This is a genomic window from Bacterioplanoides sp., assembly GCF_965226395.1.
Classification (GTDB): Bacteria; Pseudomonadota; Gammaproteobacteria; order Pseudomonadales; family Oceanobacteraceae; genus Bacterioplanoides.
The window spans coordinates 3822424-3841079 of the sequence record NZ_OZ245358.1; the positions used below are offsets into that span (position 1 = coordinate 3822424).

Here is an 18656-nt window from a genome sequence, read left to right on the forward strand (position 1 = left end):
GCCGCCACTGACACAGCAGATGCCGATTTGCCAGAGTGGCGAAATTGGTAGACGCAGGGGATTCAAAAGCCCCTGCCAACCGCCGCATAGTCGCAATTGATCCCTCCGCCCCGCATGAACACTGGCCTCCCGGCCATTTCCTTCACTTCTTCGACATCGAGGCACTTTTCTCGAATCCTCCGCCACTATGGCGATTTAGTGGTGTTTTACGTGCCACCCGGTTTCGTTTATTTTTCAGAAAAGACCCTCTATGTCGCAAAACTTTACAAAGTAAGAGCGATGACTGATTTATTTGAACTACAACGTCATGTTGAACAGCAGATGGTTCAAGCTGGACGAGATGCCTTCTACAGTAACTTTGAAAAAGCTGTTGAGCTGGGCCGAGATGCTGAGACTCAGGCCGCTCGCGGGATACTCCGCACTACGGTAGGCAGAGTTGCTGAAAAACTTGAAGAGGCGCTTGAGCAGGCCCTGATCGGTAAAGCTGTCAAAGGTGCAAACGGCCTAAAGCTGGCTGGGTATGTGACCCCAGAACAAGCGGCAATGATCGCCATGAAAACAATGCTTGTCTTAGGTACAGAGGTGCAACTACTGTCCGTTGCCCGGCGTATTGGTATCCGCATTGAAGATGAATGGATGATTTCAAACGCTGCGCAAGTCAACTCCGCGTGGGTAGTGGCGACTGAGCGCCGTCTGGCGATGCAGAAAAACCACTCCAGTTACACCCGAAAAAAGATGCGCGGTTTAGCGATGAAAATTCTCAACAAGGATGACCGCTGGACAAATGATGACCATATCAAGGCAGGCATGGCCCTTATCAGTGTCGTGATTCAACACACACGCTTATGGGAAGTCGGCTACCAGAAGATGCGAGCGCAGAACATTCCAATGCTGCGGCCCTCTCTACGGCTTCTGCATTTGATTGAACGCACTAATGATGAGCTATCTACACGGAATTCAACTTTCGGTGCTATTCCACTTCCGCCCCGTCCGTGGACATCGGTAAGTGACGGTGTGTTTTATTTCATGGAGGACTACACAGCTTACGGCTTAGAGCTTGTACGTACTCGCAATCGGAAACATAAGGAGCTACTTAACAGTGACCGCGAATCGTGGAAACACATTAAGGCTGCCAACATTCTTGGGCAAACCGCGTTAGAGATTAACCCGTTCACTCACGGCTTAGTAAAAGAAATTAAAGAGGCCGGGCTTTCTGTCGGGAAAATCCCTCAAGCGGAAGTGAACAGCCTGCCGCCCAACCCCTTCCCTTCCCTAAAAAAAGAGGACATGACCGAAGAACAGACAGCAGAGTTCGACTTATGGCGCAATGAGTGCCGGGAGATCGACATCCGAAATAACTCCATCATTGGCCGTCGCCTCCTTTTTAACCGACTACTGGCGCTGGCAGACCAATATGCAGAGTATCCCGACGGCCTGTACTTTGGTTATTCATGTGACTGGCGTGGCCGATTCTATGCAGTAGCAGATGCGTTATCACCTCAAGGCTCCGACACCTCCAAAGGACTGCTACGCTTCCGCAATGCTGAGCCTATTGCTACAAAAGAGGCGGCAGACTGGCTGGCAATTCAAGGTGCAAACTGCTTCGGCGTAGACAAGGTGACATTCCCTGAGCGTATCCAGTGGGTGCAGGAGCACACAGAGCAAATATGCAACGCTGCTAAAGACCCGTGGGCTGAGACTTTCTGGATGGAAGCTGATGATCCTATCTGCTTCATGGCGTTCGCTGATGAATGGCGACGATTCACTGAAGAAGGTTACGGTTTCATGTCCCAGCTGCCTATTCAAGTGGACGGCTCCAACAACGGCCTTCAGCACTTCAGTGCAATGCTGCGTGACGAAGTAGGGGCAGCGGCTACAAACCTTGTCAGTGAGCTGAATACACCACCGGCTGATATTTACCAACAAGTAGCAGACAAGGTAATCGCCCGGTTGCAGCTGCTGAGCGCCGAAGGCGACGCTGACGCGCAAGATTGGCTTGACTTTGGGGTTAACCGTAAGACATGCAAACGACCGGTCATGGTGGTTCCGTATGCCGGGACGATTAACTCATGCACCAGCTATATCTATGAATACATCATGGAGAAGTACGAAGCAGGTACTCCCTGTAAATGGCGCATGGAAATCGACCGCCGAAAGGCAGCAAACTATCTTTCCCCTATTGTTTGGGAACAGATCGGCCATGTCGTCCGTGCAGCGCGTGAAGCAATGACGTACATCCGGGCCGTCTTAAAGCCTCTGGCTCAGGCCAATATCCCAGCCAAATGGCGCACACCATCGGGATGGCAATGCTATCAGCAGTACAACAAGACCACAGCTAAACGCGTCCATACGTTCCTTGAAGGTAAGATGATCATGTTCAACCTAAGCGTTGAGCAGGATGAGATTGATGTGCGTAAGTCAGGCTCAGCCACCGCTGCCAACTTTGTACACTCGATGGATGCAAGCGCCCTTGCAATGACGGTTCTTAGTGCGAACGATAACGGCATTACTGATCTTTTAATGATTCACGACTCCTACGGCTGCCACGCTTCTAAAATGGGCGGGGAATACGGCCTCGCGTCATTGCTTAGAAAGGAGTTCGTAAAAATGTACAGTGAAAATGATGTACTAAAAGACCTCCGCAGTTTGGTAATAGATGAGATCGGCCCTGATGTCATTACTGAGCTACCCGACCTGCCTCTGCGCGGCTCCTTTGATCTTACAGCAGTGGAGAATTCCCCCTATTTTTTCGCCTAAACATCCGCTAAATCGGAAGACTTGTTAAAAAGAGTGCGACTTAGCTTTAAATTATTTTTCTCAAGTTTTCCGAATGAATTTTTCTGACAACAAAAAACACGCTGATGATCCGCCAGTCCTGACACGAGCAATTGAGTCATGGCGGCGCGGTCACGACGTTCCACTTGATATTGAGGTTCAGCTGTTGGAGCTGGGCTTCGATGTGGAAACCCTCAGACACAAATACCAAAACCACCAGTGAGCATTATGGAATTATCCAAAGACAAAATTACTCCCCGTGTTGAACTTCAGTTTGCACGTTTAGATTCACCTGATTTCAAGTACAACACTGACGGTGAGTTCATCGCCTTCATTGCACTTGATCCTGCCAACCCTGAACACGCTGAGTTCATTTCCGATTACCGCGAAATGGAAGAAGCCGCTTGGGCTGAACTGGTTGAAGAAGATAAGAAGCGTAAGAAGTGGAAGACCGCTTCACGCTTGGTTGAAGAGCTGGATGAAGAAGGCGATGAAACTGGCCGCCTGATTATGAAGTTCAAGCAGAACCACAAGCTGCACAGTAAGAAAACCGGCAAGTCCTACACCGTGAATACGATCCCAACTCTGGACGCAAGCCGTAAAACTGTTGCCGGTCTGAAGCCAAGCGGCGGCTCTATCGTTCGCGTCAAGTTCCGCAACCGTAAAGCTGCTGTCGCTTCCAGCAAAGAGCTGCTGATTACTAACGATCTGGTTGCAGTGCAGGTGATTGAACTGGTCGAGTTCAACGGCGCGGCCAACGGCTTCGATGATGAAGACGGCTTCGACGGTTCCGGCTATGAGTCGTCAATTCCTTCTGGTGTTGACAACTATCAGGACGACGACGGTGCCGGTGAAGACGACGACGACGGGGCCGATTATTAAGGTCTCGCCGCTTTTCGATACAGAGGGGACACATTTGCTGTCCCTTCGCCTCCCTTACCCACCTTCAATAAACAACTACTACGGCAGAACGAGAACAGGTCGTGTCTTTATCAAGGCGCATGGCAAACAGTTCCGTCAAGAGGTTGGAGACTTAATCCGACCCATGCTGTTGAAGACCTTAGATTGCCGCATCCGTTTATGGGTAGAAATGTACCCGCCTGACCGCAGGCGACGCGATGTAGACAACATCAAAAAGGCCCTTCTGGACGCATTAACACACGCTGAAGTCTATGACGATGACTGTCTCATAGATGATCTGCGCGTGGTTCGTGGCGATGTTGTTAAAGGTGGTGAATTAACGATTCACTTATTTAGATTGGATTAATCATGCGTCAAATTAATCGTATTGTAATTCACAGTACAGCTACCTATGCAGACATGAACGTAGATGCTGACTGGGTACGTCAAGTCCACGTAAACGAAAACGGCTGGGCAGACATTGGTTATCACTTTGTAATTTGCCGCGACGGCACCGTGGAGCTGGGCCGCCCTATCGCAACACCGGGCGCTCATGTTCGCGGCTTCAACAGTGATTCGATTGGTATTGCCATGGTCGGTGGTCTGGGCGAAGACGATCAGGCTGAAGATAACTTCACCGACGAGCAGTTCAAGGCGCTGGCTAACCTGATTACCACATTGGACTCTGTAGAGCAGATTGCCGGTTCGGAAGTGGTCGGCCATAACGAACTGGATTCCAAAAAGGAATGTCCGTGCTTCGATCTGGCGGCATTCATGGCTGAGAACTTCGATGAGTGAAGAGTCAGTCCAAGTGCAAGGCAAACTCCCATGCGAAGAGTGTGGGAGCAGCGATGCTAAAGTCCTTTATTCCGACGGACACACTTACTGCCACAAATGCGGAGCCTATGAGCACGGCGATGGTGACGGGAATTACACCCCGACCGATCTATCCGCGAGCGATTCACGCCTTATTGAAGGAGTATACCAAGACCTCCGTAAGCGGAAGCTGAGCGAAGCTACCTGTAAACGCTTCGGCTATACCATTGGTACACTGAGCGGCAGTTCAGTCCAAATTGCCAATTACCGTGATAAGACGGGCCGCATCATTGCACAGCATATCCGTGACCGGGACAAAGAGTTCCCGTGGATAGGCAACATGAAAGGCTCAGTGCTATTCGGTCAACACCTTTGGAACGGTGGCCGCAAGATCGTCGTAACTGAAGGCGAGATTGATGCGCTCTCATACGCTGAGATGACTGAATGCCGCTGGCCTGTTGTTTCCATTAAGTCAGGCGCAGGCGGTGCTCACAAAGACATCAAGCAGTGTATGGACTTCCTGCTGCGTTTTGAGCTGGTCATTTTCATGTTTGACATGGATGACGACGGCCAATCAGCAGCGCTCCGTTGCGCCAAAATGCTTCCCCCCAAACGCGCAGCAATCGGCTCGCTTCCGCTGAAAGACATTAATGAATGTTGGAAGGAAGGACGCGGACGTGACGTTGAACGTGCAGTCTTTGAGGCAAAGGTCTATCAGCCACAGAACATCGTGTCCGGGGAAGAAATCTGGCGGCGTCGCAAGAGCCGACCTGACCAGACATCGTACCCGTACCCTGTTTTTATGCAGGGCATGAACGATAAGACTTACGGTATTCGTTTGTCTGAGCTGGACACATGGACTTCAGGATCAGGTATGGGCAAAACGCAGATCATCAAAGAGCTGCAAATGCACTTCCTTGAAACCACTCATCTTAATCAGGCCCTCATTCACCTTGAAGAGCCGCTTGAAGATACTGCTGATCACCTGATCGGAATGAAGTTAAACAAGCGCATCCACTTGCCGGATGTTGAAAGCACTGAAGAAGAAGAACGCCAAGCGTTTGAAGATGTGTTTTTAGCAACGGACGACAACGGGAACAAACGTATTCAGCTCTATGATGCGTTCGGGTCTCTGGATGAAGACGAAATCTCTAACACTATTCGCTACTACCATCACGCTTTTGATGTGTCGCTTTTCTGGCTGGATCACCTTTCGATTCTGGTCAGCGACATGGAAGGGGATGGGGACGAGCGCCGCCAGATCGACAAGCTAATGCACATGCTCAAAGAGCTGACGCAGGAAATGCCTATTTATATCGGTCTGATTTGTCACCTCCGTAAACCGTCAGGTAATCGTAAACCGTTTGAAGAAGGCGGCGTCCCATCTCTGGACGATCTACGCGGTTCCGGTGGCATTAAACAGTTATCAAACGGTGTGTATGCAGCAAGCCGTAACCAGAAAGCCTCTGACCCAATTGAACGGAACACCACTCAGCTTCACTCGCTGAAGTGCCGTTTTACTGGACGCACAGGCCCTGCTGGCTACCTGCAATTCAATGAAGACACGGGCCGGATGACTGAAGGCGTTCCCCCCAGTGAAGGTGAAGACTTCCAAGACGAGGGGCAAGATTACTAATGGCTCTGAAGGTTGGCGGCTTTAAAACAGGCCGCCGCCTGAGTTATGACATTGAGACAGACGGCCTTCTGGATGAAGTTACTCAGGTACACATTATCCGAATAAAGGACGTAGACACGGGCGAAATATTCCGCTCGCCTGAAGTCTATACACACGCTGAACTGGTCACGATGCTTGAGACTGCTGACGTAGTTATCGGTCACAACATCATCGGCTATGACAACCCGGTGCTTGAGCGTTTCTACGGGTTCAAACCTAAAGGCCGCATCATTGATACTCTGGTGATTAGCCGAGTCCTGTACCCCAACTTAGTGGACATGGACTTTGCCAACATCCGATTACGTCGAACCACTCTCCCCGCAAAACTGGCAGGCCGTCACTCGCTGGAATCCTGGGGACATCGTTTAGGCGATTACAAGGGCGACTTCAAGCCTGAGAACTACATAAACCCTGAGACCGCTGAGCCGTACACATGGAACACGATTCCGTACTACGGCCAATACGCTATCGACATGGGCGAGTATTGTGATCAGGACGTGGAAGTAACCACCAAGCTGTTCAACCTGCTGTCTGAAAATAAAACAGGCACGGAAGACTGGCGCTTCGATACTCCCGACTTTGTTATCGGCCTTGAACATGAGGTCGCAAAGATACTGCTTCAGCAAGAGCTTGATGGTTTCCCGTTAGATGAAGCGGCTGCAATTCAGCTGCTGTATGACCTACGTGAAGAAGCAGAGCCTCTGGAGAATGAGCTGCGCGGTATTTTCGGCGGTTGGTGGGAAAGCGACGGCGAGCGTGTGCCGAAGCGCACTATAAACCCGAAGAAGTTTGTCGAAAATGAATACGGCAATCTGATTCCAGCAACTCAGCCAACCACTGCTGGCGCTCGCTATACGGCTATTAAATGGGTGCAGTTTAACCCTACCAGTCGGGATCATATCGGTAAGCGTTTACCGGCGATGATCGGTTGGACGCCTATTGAGTACACCGACAAAGGTTCCATCAAGATTGATGAGGACGTACTGGGAAGCATTAAGCACCCGATAGCTGAAAAGCTGGCTCGGCTGTTTATGCTGAAAAAGCGTATCTCACAGCTGGCGACTGGTAAAAACGCATGGCTGAAGCTGGTCGATAAGAACGGCGTTATCCATGGTCGCGTGAATCCGGTAGGCGCTGCAACGGCCCGGTGTGCTCATAGTCAGCCGAACTTAGGGCAGGTGCCGAGCTGTAAGAAGCCGTTCGGTAGCCGCTGTCGTGAATTATTCCACGCCCCTGAAGGCTGGGTAATGATGGGCGCTGACCTTTCCGGCCTTGAGCTGCGATGTCTGGCGCACTACACGTTCAATGCTGATGACGGTTCATATGCCCGTGAGATTCTGGAAGGTGACATCCATGTTGCTAACCAAATCGCTGCTGGCCTGCCTACCCGTGACTTAGCAAAGACCTTCATTTACGCGTTTATTTATGGTGGCGGCGACCTCCTGATCGGCCTTCTTATCGCTGAAGACGGTGATACGGAAGAGATCGTTAAGAAGAAAGGCAAGGCTATTAAAGCTGCCTTCCTGAAAGGTATGCCCGCACTAAAAGGTTTAATGAAAGGCGTCCAAGCGAAGGCTAAAAAGCAAGGCTATATCCGCGCTGTAGATGGTCGTCGCATCCCTATCCGTTCACAACACAGTGCTTTGAATTTTCTACTGCAATCGTGCGGCGCGATTATCTCAAAACTCTGGATGGTTTATTTCCACCACGCTCTTCAAGAAGCCGGTTTTGTTCAGGGCCGTGACTATAAACAAGTCGCATACGTCCACGACGAGGTGCAGGTACTGGTTCGTCCGCACATCGCGGAAAAGATCGGTGAAATCTGCATCGAAGCAATGGAAAAAGCAGGCGAAGACTTAAACATCCGTATGCCGATTACTGGCGAATTCAGTATCGGTAAAAACTGGAAGGAGACACATTGATGTCACAAGAAATTGAATGGGAAAAGCAGCACTGCGGAGTACATCAGGCTTCTTTCCTACAGCTGGCAGAGCTTATGCCTGACGTTCTTAAACTGCTTAAGGACTTCCCTGAGAACCCGTTGGATTTCACATGGGACGTTAAGGTTCACATGCTCATGCCGGGCCAATTCCCGTGCGTCCCTAACTGGCATTACGACAATATCCCACGCGTAAATAACGTGAAGGATTTCTCACGAGTTCAGCAAGATAAGCCTATGTATTTATGGCTGTCCGGTGCGCCTCTGACTGAGTTCCGTAATCCCGACGGAACGACCCGTTTTATTTCTCCTAAAACATGGAACCGCTTTACTCAGAAGGACGAACATCGAGGCACGGCCTCAGTTGAGTTCGGCTGGCGCGGCTTCATTCGTGCAACACATAAAGACATTCTCCCAGCAAATCACGCCGGTACTGACCCGTTACGGCGGCACTCTCAAGTCTACTTAGACGCTAACAATTTTTCGTGGTGAAAATGATCAAGATTTATTCCAAGCCAAATTGTGCAGCTTGCACTGCGGCAAAAAATTATGCCGAAAGTATTGGCGCTGACTTTGAGTATATCGACATTGCCAGCGACCCGATTAACGCAGGCGCAATTGTTGAGAAGTCAGGTATGCGATCCATGCCGATTATTCACGACACTGAACGCGATATTTTCATGTCCTTTGAAGGTTTTAAAAGTGAGTACAAAAGCAGTTCAAGCTGAACATTTAGTGGCTGCTGATTTGTCGGGCAAAGGGTACGCAATCTCTTTCCCGACAAGTGATATGCACCCGTTCGATATGATTGCCACAAAGAACAGCGAGACACTGAAAATTCAGGTCAAGTTGCTCTATGAGTCAAGCTTTCAGCGATTCTCCACTGGTAATGATTTAACGAAATACAAAAAAGGCGACTTCGATTTATTAGCCGTTGTATTTCCTTCGGATTACGAAGTTCGTTACCTGAAGTTTGACGAAATGAATGGCCGCCGCCGTTTGTCGTTCAAGCAGGATCAATTTACCCAACCCCTTATTTAGCAGGAATAAACATGATTGAAGAGCTGGTCACTCAGTTCAACGAAACATATCAAGTGCCTGTCCAGACTGAACCTAAAGCTCCTTACGCAAAAGACGCAGACCTTATGTGGAATGCTATTAACGAGGAACTTTGGGAACTGTCGGAAGCACTGGACGACAAGAACCCTATCGAAATCGCTGACGCATTGGCTGACATTATTTACGTCACCGCTCAGCAGGCTGTTAAAAACGGCTTCCCGATTGGCGCACTGTTACGCGAAGTTCACAAGTCGAATATGTCAAAACTGGATGCCAACGGTAATCCGATTTTCCGCGAAGACGGCAAGGTATTGAAAGGCCCTAATTTTAAAGCGCCTGATATTGCCGGAGTTCTTTTAAAACATCAGTTGAGTTAAACAAATGTCTGCAAGTGACAAGCAAGTAGGCGGAGGCCACTACGTCGGCCAAAAATATCAGGTCTGGGATTTCACGACACATTCCGGTTTCGATCCGATTACGCATACAGCGATTAAATACGCAAGCCGCCATCGCTTTAAGAATGGCCTTGAAGATATTGAAAAGGCTATCCATTGCGTCGAGAAGTTGATCGAAATTTTTACCGATAAAACTCTACGCATGGGACACGTGGAGGTGTATTCCCCAACCGCAGCTTATGTCTCGAAATATATTACAGAGAACGAGCTGGACGCTATCGAGCGTAGCGCCGTTGAAAGTGTCTGCATGGGATCGGCGTACTGGAATCTTAATTTCACTCCATACGCTTACCGCCAAGCCTTGTATTTCCTAAACCTTCTCCGCCAAAACTACACCAGTAAATAGTAGGTAAATCATGCGTGAATTACGCCAGCAAGTATCGTTAGAACATTCAATGGATGTTAAACACTCACACCCGATGCGTGAAGCAATCATTGAAGAAATTGGTCGCAGCATGGCCCGTGAAATGCACGACCGTGGCATGGTGCATGTCCGCCGTGACGGCCTCGCCCAGCACTTCACAGCTTCTGTATATGTGCTTTCAGAAGATGAAGCGCGTGAGTATGAAAAGTTAAAACAAATGCGCGCACAGCTGCGTTCAATTGCAGGAGTCATTAGTGCAAGCAATTACTGATAAATGTCGGGCCGTTTTTCTCGACCACATGGGCGACGACTTAGCGGTAGTTCAGGCAGCGAAAGTCTCCTTTGCAGATGACGCTGAAGTTCAGAAATTCATTGATGACATCGAGGCTGAGAAACTAGGCTGCCGTAGTCATTCCGCTTTAATCCGTTATCTGGCAAAGCATAACCACTGGACACCGTTCGCACATACGGCAATTAAATTCCGTGTGTCGGCCCCGGTTCCTATCCGTACTCAGTGTTTTAAACACAAGTCCGGCTTTGTCGAAAACGAAGAGTCCCGCCGCTACATTTCTTGTCGCCCTGAAATCTTTATTCCAAAAGAATTCCGCAAGAAACCGGAAGGCTCAGTTAAGCAAGGCTCTGAAGGTGTTCACCCGCATAGCGGTATCTGGCGGGAAATTACTGAACCCATGATGACTACTACCGTGGACACTTACATGGACATGATCGCTGATGGCGTTTGTCCTGAGCAGGCCCGATTCATTCTACCGCAAGGTGCTGTAGTGAACTGGGTATGGACTGGCAGCCTTGCAGCTTTCGCTCGCTTCTTCAATCAGCGTACTGACGTTCATGCTCAGAAAGAAATCCGTGAGTTGGCTGAAGTGATCGGCGCTGAAGTTGGTCGATTATTCCCAGTGTCGTGGGAGGCACTGACAGGTGGCAAATAAAATGACACTCACGTTTGTTGAGTCCATTTCTTTAATTTGGGTCGTCGCTATTATCTTGGCCGTCATTGGCTGGATTTTAAATTTCAACAACCTTTTCCAATACGAAGCAGCGCAAACAGAATTTATTGCGTCTGCTATCGGTATTTTCGTACTGCCTTTGGGCGCACTAACAGGATGGTTCTATTAATGACCAAGCAAGACAAAGCACTTTTAAAAACAGGCGGCATCGTAGCTGCGGTACTCTTTGCAGTTATCATCGCCTTAAACTCATGGACAACTGTTCCGGCAGGCCATGTAAAAGCTCAGACACTTTTCGGTAAGGTCAGCGATCAGCCGCCACTGGCTGAAGGTTTCCATGTAGTGAACCCTATGGCGTCCTTTGATGAATTCTCTATCCAAGACCAAGCCTATGAGCTGCGTCAACTGTCAGTACCTTCTCAGGATAAATTCGCATCATCGGTCGATATTACTTTGATGTATCGAATTGATCCGGCAGCAGTCAATACTTTACGACGCGAAGGTGGTACTGAAGAACAGGCTCTGCACAAATACGTTCGTCAGAAATTACTGTCCGTTGTACGTGAGTTCGGCAAGACCGTTCCGAAGGCTCAAGACCTGTTTAAATCTGAAATCCAAAGCCGCCTACAAAGCGCCATTCAGAAAGAGGTAGCGACATACGCAATGCAATACGGCTATACGATTTCTGATGTATTTATTCAGGAGATTACGTTAGACCCTGTAATTAAAGCTCAGATCGTTAAGACGAAACAACGTGAGGAAGCGGTTCTACAGGAACAAGCGAAACTGGATCAAATTGAGAAGCGAGCACAGCAGAAAGTAGTTCAGGCGCAAGCTGATGAAGCAGCTGCCAAGTCTACCGCTAACGCACTGATTGAAGGTGCTCGCGGTAAGATGGAATCACAGAAGCTGGAAGCTGAAGGCTTAGCGGCCATGGGTAAAGCGATCCGCCAAAACCCGTCAGTTCTGAAAAAGCTAGAGCTGGAAGTGGAAATGAAGAAGGCGGAAACGTGGGACGGTGCAATGCCTAAAATGATGATGGGCAGTAACGCTGATTTACTCTTTGATTCACGAGGTATTGAGTGAGCAACACCGTTCAACCAGAAGGGCCGAAAGGCCCTCAGTTCACCGAAAAAATGTTCGACGCCTTTGTGTTTTCAGCGGCGCTGTACTTCCTTTATTCATTCTTTGAGTTAATGTCCAATGGGTAAAAAACCTTTAAGTAAAATTCTGGCTGGCTTTAAAACCACCATCACTGAACTGGAAACTTTTATTACCGAAGCTGGTAAGAAAGTTGAAAAGCAGTCCAAGGAAATTGTCAATCTCGAAATCAAACGTGAGCAGACAATTAACGAGCAATTACACGCCACTAATGTTTCTGAAAAATTAAAGGAACTTATTGGTGAGTAAAAAGCGTGTGCTTTTCGTGGACGCGGATATTCCCGCGTTCCGCGCCTGTCAGATTGCATTAGAATCAATTATCGAAAACGGTGTGATTACACACTTTGCTCAAGAAGCAATTCAAAATAAATTTTTCGATGAATACATCGCTGATTTAAAAGAAAAAACAAAAATCGACAAGGTGGTTGTCTGCCTGTCGTCCGGTTTAGGAAACTTCCGTAAAGAGCTTAACCCGGACTATAAGGAAAACCGTACAGGACTAAAGCCTGTTGGTTATCCATTTATGGTTGACTACATCCGTGATAACTACGATGTACTGACCCTCCCCTTTCTGGAAGCAGATGATACGCTGGGAATTTATGGCTCACTCGGAACCTACAAAGGCCGTGAAGTTGTAATCGCCAGCGAAGATAAAGACCTGCTGACAATTCCCAACTATTACTGCGACATTAAAGATGGTTGCAAGATTAAGTTTATGACTGATCTTGAAGCCGATGAAATGTTCCTGACCCAAACACTAACCGGCGACACCACTGACGGCTATAAAGGCTGCCCGAGCTACGGCCCGAAAACAGCAGCAAAGCTGTTCGCCAAATGTGAAGATGAATGGGACGGTGAAGATGAAAATGATCTACGCAAGTTATGGTGGGATGCAATTACCTCTGCGTTCGTATCGAAAGACTTAACTGCCGACGACGCCCTTCTTAATGCGCGAATGGCACGGATTCTACGCCACACCGATTATGACATGGAAGCTCAGCGCGTGATCCACTGGACACCGGATGACTTTGAATAACGCATACTCCGATTACGCCCGCCGTTTACTGAGCGGGTTCTACCTTTTAGAAAATGAAAAAACCCCCGAAGAAGCCTTCACCCGTGTTGCCACCGCTTTCTGCGGAAATAACCTTTTATTGGCAAACCGGATCAATGAAGCCTTGCAGCGTGGCTGGTTTATGGTTTCTTCCCCGATTCTCTCCAACGCTCCTGAAGTAAAAGTAAACGCTGACGGCAAAGTAGAAGTAATCAAGAAGGGCCGTGGCCTGCCTATTAGCTGCTTCCTGACTTACGTGCCGGACACTGTAGAAGGTCTGATCAGCCACTCTGAAGAGCTGCGTTGGATGAGCATCACTGGCGGTGGCGTCGGTGGACACTGGAACGATGTGCGCGGTGTTTCCGATAAAAGCCCCGGCCCTATCCCATTCCTGAAGACTGTTGACGCTGATATGAAGGCGTACCGTCAAGGGAAGACCCGGAAAGGTAGCTACGCGGCTTACATGGATGACACGCATCCTGACATCGTAGAATTCGTCAACTACCGTCGTCCTACCGGGGGCGACCCTGACCGTAAATGCCTGAACCTTCATCACGGCGTTAACGTCACCCGCAAGTTCCTTGAAGCTATTGTGAATGGCGAACAGTGGGAACTGATTTGCCCAGCAACAGGTGAAGTCCGCGACACAATGCCTGCCCGTCAGCTTTGGGAGCTGCTGCTGGATACTCGTGCAACTACTGGCGAGCCGTACCTAAATTTCATTGATGACGCGAATGACGCGCTTCCACAAGTGCTGAAGGATAAAGGCCGCAGGATTCATGGCTCCAACCTTTGCAACGAAATCCACTTACCAACTTCAGCATCACGCAGCGCTGTCTGCTGTCTGTCCAGCCTGAATCTGGAGAAGTTCGACGAGTGGAAGGACACATCGCTGGTACGTGACTTGGTGGAATTCCTTGATAACGTCATTGAATACTTCCTTGAGAACGCACCCGATGAAATGTCCCGTGCTGTTGCCGGTGCGTTCGCTGAGCGTCCGCTGGGCATTGGAGCTATGGGTTTCCATTCATATCTCCAGAAGAACAGTATTCCGTATGAAACAGGCATTGCTGTAGCCGTCGGTGAGCACATTTTCAGCCACATCAAAAGCGAAGCTGTAGCAGGCTCAAAGGCCCTTGCGGCTATCCGTGGTGAAGCTCCAGACATGATCGGCACCGGGTTGCGCAACAGCCATTTACTTGCAGTGGCACCGAACGCCAACAGTTCAATTCTACTGGGAACCTCCCCGTCTATTGAGGTATGGCAGTCGAACGCGATTGTCCAACGCACACGCGCTGGCACGGCTCTGGTACGCAACAAGTATCTGAACTTGATCATCCACGAGCGTTACCCGGACGAAGTTGAACAGGTCTGGACTGAGATCGAGGCGGCCCGTGGCTCTATCGCTGATAACGAGCGCTTCACTCCGCATGAGAAAGAAGTATTCAAGCGGGCCTTCGATATTGACCAGCACTGGGTAGTAGAACACGCAGCGACACGCCAGCCGCATATCTGCCAAGGCCAATCAGTCAACCTATTCTTCCCTGCCGGTTCTGAGCGCAGCTATGTGAACTCAGTACACCTGAAGGCAGCTTTATCGCCGCTGAAGGGCCTGTATTACTACCGCACAGAGGCAGAGTCGAAAGCTGACAACCTGCACGAAAAAGTGGAACGCAAGGCGCTAAAAGACGCTGAGCCTTCTGATTGTTTATCTTGCGAGGGCTGACCGGCCCTCCACCATTTACCAAGAGGTTTTGTGATGCCAGCAGGCGTTTTGACCCCATCAGTAACCTATAAACCGTTCCGTTATCCATGGGCAATGGAGCTTGCAGAAGCGTCCGAAAAGGCCCACTGGGGGACGTGGGAGCTTGACCTTCAGAAAGACGTTGAGCAGATCAAGACCGGTGCTTTAACTGCCGGGCAGATGAACCACATCGTCCAAATTCTCCGTCTGTTCACGCAGACTGATGTTGTTGTCGGCGGTAACTATTGTGAAATGTTCATTCCGCATTTCAAGAACAACGAAATCCGCAACATGCTGCTTTCCATCGCCTCCCGTGAAGGAACGCACCAGCGGGCTTATGCACTACTGAACGATACGTTAGGCATGGCTGACAGTGAGTACAGCGCGTTTCTGGAATATGAAGCGATGGCTGAGAAAGTAGAGTTCATGCAACAGGCTGACCTGAGCACTGACGAAGGGTTGGTACTTTCCGTGGCACAGACGGTGTGCAATGAGGGTATGTCCTTATTTAGCGCATTTGCTATGTTGCTGAACTATGAGCGTTTCGGCCTGATGCGTGGTATGTGTGAAGTCGTAGAATGGTCTGTTAAAGACGAGACCCTTCACGTCATCGGAATGGCTAAGGTGTTCCACACGCTCTGCGAAGAGCTGCCACATGTAGTCACCGATGACTTCAAATTCCAGATTTACGAAATGTTCCGCACGGCAGTATCTCTGGAAGACAAAGTGATCGACATCGCATTCGAGATGGGGCCGATTGAAGGACTGACCGCTGATGAAGTTAAGCAATTCATTCGCCACATCGCTGACCGCCGTTTAACGATGCTGGGCATGAAGACCATTTACGGCGTCGATGAAAACCCACTGCCGTGGATCAATTCGATCATCGCTGGCGATTCGTTCAAAAACTTCTTTGAAGGTCGCGTCACAGACTACACAAACGGCTCTTTAACAGGTGAATGGACGTACCCAAGTTAAAAAAAGTGCGACTTAGTAACCTTCCTTAAAAATGTAACCCCTTAGTATACATTCCCTTCCCCCACTTAAATGAACAGTGACCTCTATATCACTGACCGTTTAATTTCCCTGCTTGAAACCAGTTTTCCAGACCGTCTACCAGACCGTCCGCTATCTGACTTCGAGCAGGGAAAAATCATCGGTCAACGTGAAGTAATTCAAAAACTCAAAGCACTCGCTAAGAACCCTTCCAAACATGTGTAATGCACCCCGCCCTCCGCGTCCGAGCACACCCGCTCCAGCCGCTCCCTTAGTACAGAACGAAGAAGTTGATAACATCGAAAGTAAAGAATCAACTAACGCTTCCCGCCGTGATAACCGTCGCCGTGGTAAACGCAGCTTGCGTGTAGCTTCCCGTTCCGTCAATTCCGGTTCCAACTCTTCAGGACTGTCTATCAACCGATGATTACCGCCAAGCGACGTTACAGTCAGCTTGTAGGTAAACGCGACCCGTACCTGAACCGCGCCCGAGAACTGGCTAAATACACAATCCCCTCTTTTTATCCGCCAGAAGGCGCGAACTCCCACTCCCAATTCCCTACCCCTTATCAGTCTGTCGGCAGCCGTGGTGTCAATAACCTCGCTAACCGCTTACTGACTACCCTCTTCCCTCCCAACGAACCCTTTTTCCGCCTAACTATTGATGACTTCGACTTAGCAGCTATTGCTGATGACGATGACAAACGTGGCCGCATTGAACGCGCACTGGCAACTATTGAACGTACAGCCTTGATGGAAATCGAGACCCGTGCTTTCCGTGTGCCTATGTACGAAGCCTTGCGTCACTTGATCTTGAGCGGAAATGTCCTGATTTTCCAAATCCCGAATTCTGAAGCAATGCGTGTTTTCCCGCTGTCTAGCTATGTCGTTGATCGACGCAGTGATGGAACAGCCACGGAGATCATCATTAAAGAAACCGTTGCCGTTTCTAAAATCGACGAAAACCTTCACGCTCACTTAAAAATAAAAAAAAATAACAGCAAGCCGCTGACTGAGCTTGAAGTGGATCGCTACACCCGGCTCACCATGACCGGCCCGAACAAGTATGTACTTTACCAAGAAGTTAACGACGTTCAGATTCCTGACTCACGCGCTACTTTCGATAACGACACCAATCCGTTTTTGGCGTTACGTTTTAGCCGCGTAGAGAATGAAGCGTATGGCCGTGGTTTTGTCGAAGAATACGCCGGAGACCTGTTATCTCTGGAAGGACTTTCAAAAGCACTCGTTGAAGGCGCAGCCGCAAAGGCCCGCATCCTTTTCCTTGTCAATCCGAACTCCACCGTTGATCTGAAAGAGATCGAAGAAGCAGAAAACTTAGGCTTCGCTAACGGGCGTTCTGATGACATTTCTGTCTTATCTGTCGATAAGTCCGCAGACTTTAACTTCGCGCTACAGTTCGCTGAGCGTATCGAAATCCGTCTGTCACGGGCCTTTATGCTGAGCAGTTCTGTTCAACGTAATGGCGAGCGTGTCACGGCAGAAGAAATCCGGTACATGGCCTCTGAGCTTGAAAATGGCTTAGGCGGCATCTTTTCACTTCTTTCCCAAGAGCTGCAACTACCTGTTGTACGCACCATCCTCCGCGAGATGACGACACAAGGCAAAATGCCTGAGTTTCCTGAAGATTATCTGAAGCCACAAGTGGTGACAGGTATGGAAGCAATCGGTCGTGATCTTGATCGCTCTAAGATCGACGCATTCATGGCAGGCATCTCCCAGTTAGGCGAAGAGGCTTACCGTGAAATCAACATGAGCGATCTTGTCCAACGCTATGCAGCGTCGTCTGGCCTACACACTGAAGGTCTCATTAAGACGGCGGAGCAGAAACAGTTAGAGCAACAGCAGCTGCAACAGCAGCAAATGCAGGCACTGGCTGGCGATCTCACGCGTGGTGTCGCACCTCAGTTAGCTAAAGCAGCTACAGAGCAATAATGTCCACCGAAAATTTAGAAATCACTCCTGATAATCAGGACGCAGCAGAAGCTGAAGCCAACGCTGCCGCAGAGCAGGCTGCCGAGACCCTGCCGCAATTTGCAGAGCCAGCCACCGAAGAACCTGGGACTGAGCGCCCAGAATGGCTGCCAGAACAATTCAGTACTCCTGAAGAGATGGCTGCCGCTTACGCGGAGCTGTCCCAATCCAAAGAAACTGAAGACGAGCCAGAAGCTAACGCAGAGGCAGAGGCTGAAGTTCCTGCCGGATTGGAGCAGTTCACCGCTGAGTATGAGCAGAACGGCGCACTGTCTGATGAGAGTTACACCAAGTTGTCTGAAATGGGCATTGGCCGTGACATCGTTGATCAGTATATCGCCGGTATTGAAGCATCACAGCTGGCACTGACGAACTCAGTTTTAGATGGCCTTGAAGGCGGTCAGTCTACTTTCGATGCAATGTCAAAGTGGGCAGCTAACACACTGTCTGAGGCCCAGCTTCAAGCGTACAACCTGCAAGTTGAGTCAGGCAACATCGAAGTAGCCAAGATGGCTGTTCAGGGCCTGCATTCCCAGTACGTCAAAGCCACTGGCGGCTTACCTGCCGGTTTCCAAACCGAATCCTCTGGCAATGGCAGCGGCATCCGTCCGTTCAGTTCTAACGCTGAAGTTGTTGAAGCAATGGGTTCCGCCCGTTACGAGAACGATCCTGCCTACCGCGAAGAAGTGCGCCAGCGCCTCGGTATCTCCAACTACTAATCCCCTTCCCCTCTCCCTCCCTATTTCCCTCCCGTAAGG

The 18656-nt window shown here is 49.6% G+C and carries 21 protein-coding genes; all 21 read left to right on the plus strand.

What is annotated here, in order from left to right:
* Positions 1-198: 198 nt before the first annotated feature.
* The 21 genes from ACO05E_RS17535 to ACO05E_RS17635 all read left to right on the plus strand — a co-directional run bounded on the left by ACO05E_RS17535 (position 199) and on the right by ACO05E_RS17635 (position 18617).
* Positions 199-2757: a DNA-directed RNA polymerase gene (locus tag ACO05E_RS17535; RefSeq protein WP_419810781.1), complete on the plus strand. Its 2559-nt coding sequence runs from the start codon at positions 199-201 to the stop codon at positions 2755-2757.
* Positions 2758-3003: 246 nt separating this feature from the next.
* Positions 3004-3657 carry a hypothetical protein gene (locus tag ACO05E_RS17540; RefSeq protein ID WP_419810782.1) on the plus strand — a complete coding sequence of 218 codons (654 nt, stop codon included), beginning with the start codon at positions 3004-3006 and terminating at the stop codon, positions 3655-3657.
* Positions 3620-4042 carry a RusA family crossover junction endodeoxyribonuclease gene (locus tag ACO05E_RS17545; RefSeq protein WP_419810783.1) on the plus strand — a complete coding sequence of 141 codons (423 nt, stop codon included), beginning with the start codon at positions 3620-3622 and terminating at the stop codon, positions 4040-4042. The genes ACO05E_RS17540 and ACO05E_RS17545 overlap by 38 nt, the downstream gene beginning before the upstream one ends.
* 2 nt (positions 4043-4044) lie before the next feature.
* A complete protein-coding gene (locus ACO05E_RS17550) occupies positions 4045-4473 on the plus strand; it encodes an N-acetylmuramoyl-L-alanine amidase (protein ID WP_419810784.1) in 429 nt (142 codons plus the stop codon).
* On the plus strand, positions 4466-6127 hold the full coding sequence (locus ACO05E_RS17555) for a DnaB-like helicase C-terminal domain-containing protein (RefSeq protein ID WP_419810785.1): 1662 nt from the start codon (positions 4466-4468) through the stop codon (positions 6125-6127). The genes ACO05E_RS17550 and ACO05E_RS17555 overlap by 8 nt, the downstream gene beginning before the upstream one ends.
* A complete protein-coding gene (locus ACO05E_RS17560) occupies positions 6127-8088 on the plus strand; it encodes a DNA polymerase (protein ID WP_419810786.1) in 1962 nt (653 codons plus the stop codon). Before ACO05E_RS17555 ends, ACO05E_RS17560 begins: the two co-directional genes overlap by 1 nt.
* On the plus strand, positions 8088-8597 hold the full coding sequence (locus ACO05E_RS17565) for a hypothetical protein (protein ID WP_419810787.1): 510 nt from the start codon (positions 8088-8090) through the stop codon (positions 8595-8597). Before ACO05E_RS17560 ends, ACO05E_RS17565 begins: the two co-directional genes overlap by 1 nt.
* Before the next feature lie 2 nt (positions 8598-8599).
* Complete coding sequence (locus tag ACO05E_RS17570; RefSeq protein ID WP_419810788.1) at positions 8600-8833, plus strand: glutaredoxin family protein; 234 nt, start codon at positions 8600-8602, stop codon at positions 8831-8833.
* The gene (locus tag ACO05E_RS17575; RefSeq protein WP_419810789.1) at positions 8808-9146 is read left to right on the plus strand and encodes a group I intron-associated PD-(D/E)XK endonuclease; all 339 of its coding nucleotides are present in this window, start codon (positions 8808-8810) and stop codon (positions 9144-9146) included. Before ACO05E_RS17570 ends, ACO05E_RS17575 begins: the two co-directional genes overlap by 26 nt.
* An 11-nt stretch (positions 9147-9157) precedes the next feature.
* On the plus strand, positions 9158-9541 hold the full coding sequence (locus tag ACO05E_RS17580) for a hypothetical protein (RefSeq protein ID WP_419810790.1): 384 nt from the start codon (positions 9158-9160) through the stop codon (positions 9539-9541).
* A 4-nt stretch (positions 9542-9545) separates the two neighbouring features.
* The gene (locus ACO05E_RS17585; protein ID WP_419810791.1) at positions 9546-9965 is read left to right on the plus strand and encodes a hypothetical protein; all 420 of its coding nucleotides are present in this window, start codon (positions 9546-9548) and stop codon (positions 9963-9965) included.
* Between the two features lie 10 nt (positions 9966-9975).
* Entirely contained in the window at positions 9976-10254 is a 279-nt protein-coding gene (locus tag ACO05E_RS17590; protein WP_419810792.1) for a hypothetical protein, read from the plus strand.
* Entirely contained in the window at positions 10238-10930 is a 693-nt protein-coding gene (thyX, locus tag ACO05E_RS17595) for an FAD-dependent thymidylate synthase (RefSeq protein ID WP_419810793.1), read from the plus strand. Before ACO05E_RS17590 ends, thyX begins: the two co-directional genes overlap by 17 nt.
* Complete coding sequence (locus tag ACO05E_RS17600) at positions 10920-11117, plus strand: hypothetical protein (protein WP_419810794.1); 198 nt, start codon at positions 10920-10922, stop codon at positions 11115-11117. Before thyX ends, ACO05E_RS17600 begins: the two co-directional genes overlap by 11 nt.
* Positions 11117-12034, plus strand: coding sequence for an SPFH domain-containing protein (locus tag ACO05E_RS17605; RefSeq protein ID WP_419810795.1), 918 nt, complete (start codon positions 11117-11119; stop codon positions 12032-12034). Before ACO05E_RS17600 ends, ACO05E_RS17605 begins: the two co-directional genes overlap by 1 nt.
* Before the next feature lie 117 nt (positions 12035-12151).
* Positions 12152-12358 (plus strand): hypothetical protein, encoded by a 207-nt coding sequence (locus ACO05E_RS17610; RefSeq protein ID WP_419810796.1) that lies wholly within the window; start codon positions 12152-12154, stop codon positions 12356-12358.
* Positions 12351-13145, plus strand: a complete 795-nt coding sequence (locus ACO05E_RS17615; RefSeq protein ID WP_419810797.1) for a hypothetical protein — start codon at positions 12351-12353, stop codon at positions 13143-13145. Before ACO05E_RS17610 ends, ACO05E_RS17615 begins: the two co-directional genes overlap by 8 nt.
* Positions 13132-14889: a ribonucleoside-diphosphate reductase subunit alpha gene (locus tag ACO05E_RS17620; RefSeq protein ID WP_419810798.1), complete on the plus strand. Its 1758-nt coding sequence runs from the start codon at positions 13132-13134 to the stop codon at positions 14887-14889. The genes ACO05E_RS17615 and ACO05E_RS17620 overlap by 14 nt, the downstream gene beginning before the upstream one ends.
* A gap of 33 nt (positions 14890-14922) precedes the next feature.
* On the plus strand, positions 14923-15885 hold the full coding sequence (locus ACO05E_RS17625; protein WP_419810799.1) for a ribonucleotide-diphosphate reductase subunit beta: 963 nt from the start codon (positions 14923-14925) through the stop codon (positions 15883-15885).
* A gap of 441 nt (positions 15886-16326) precedes the next feature.
* Complete coding sequence (locus tag ACO05E_RS17630) at positions 16327-17859, plus strand: portal protein (protein WP_419810800.1); 1533 nt, start codon at positions 16327-16329, stop codon at positions 17857-17859.
* The gene (locus ACO05E_RS17635; RefSeq protein ID WP_419810801.1) at positions 17859-18617 is read left to right on the plus strand and encodes a capsid assembly protein; all 759 of its coding nucleotides are present in this window, start codon (positions 17859-17861) and stop codon (positions 18615-18617) included. The genes ACO05E_RS17630 and ACO05E_RS17635 overlap by 1 nt, the downstream gene beginning before the upstream one ends.
* Positions 18618-18656 lie beyond the last annotated feature (39 nt).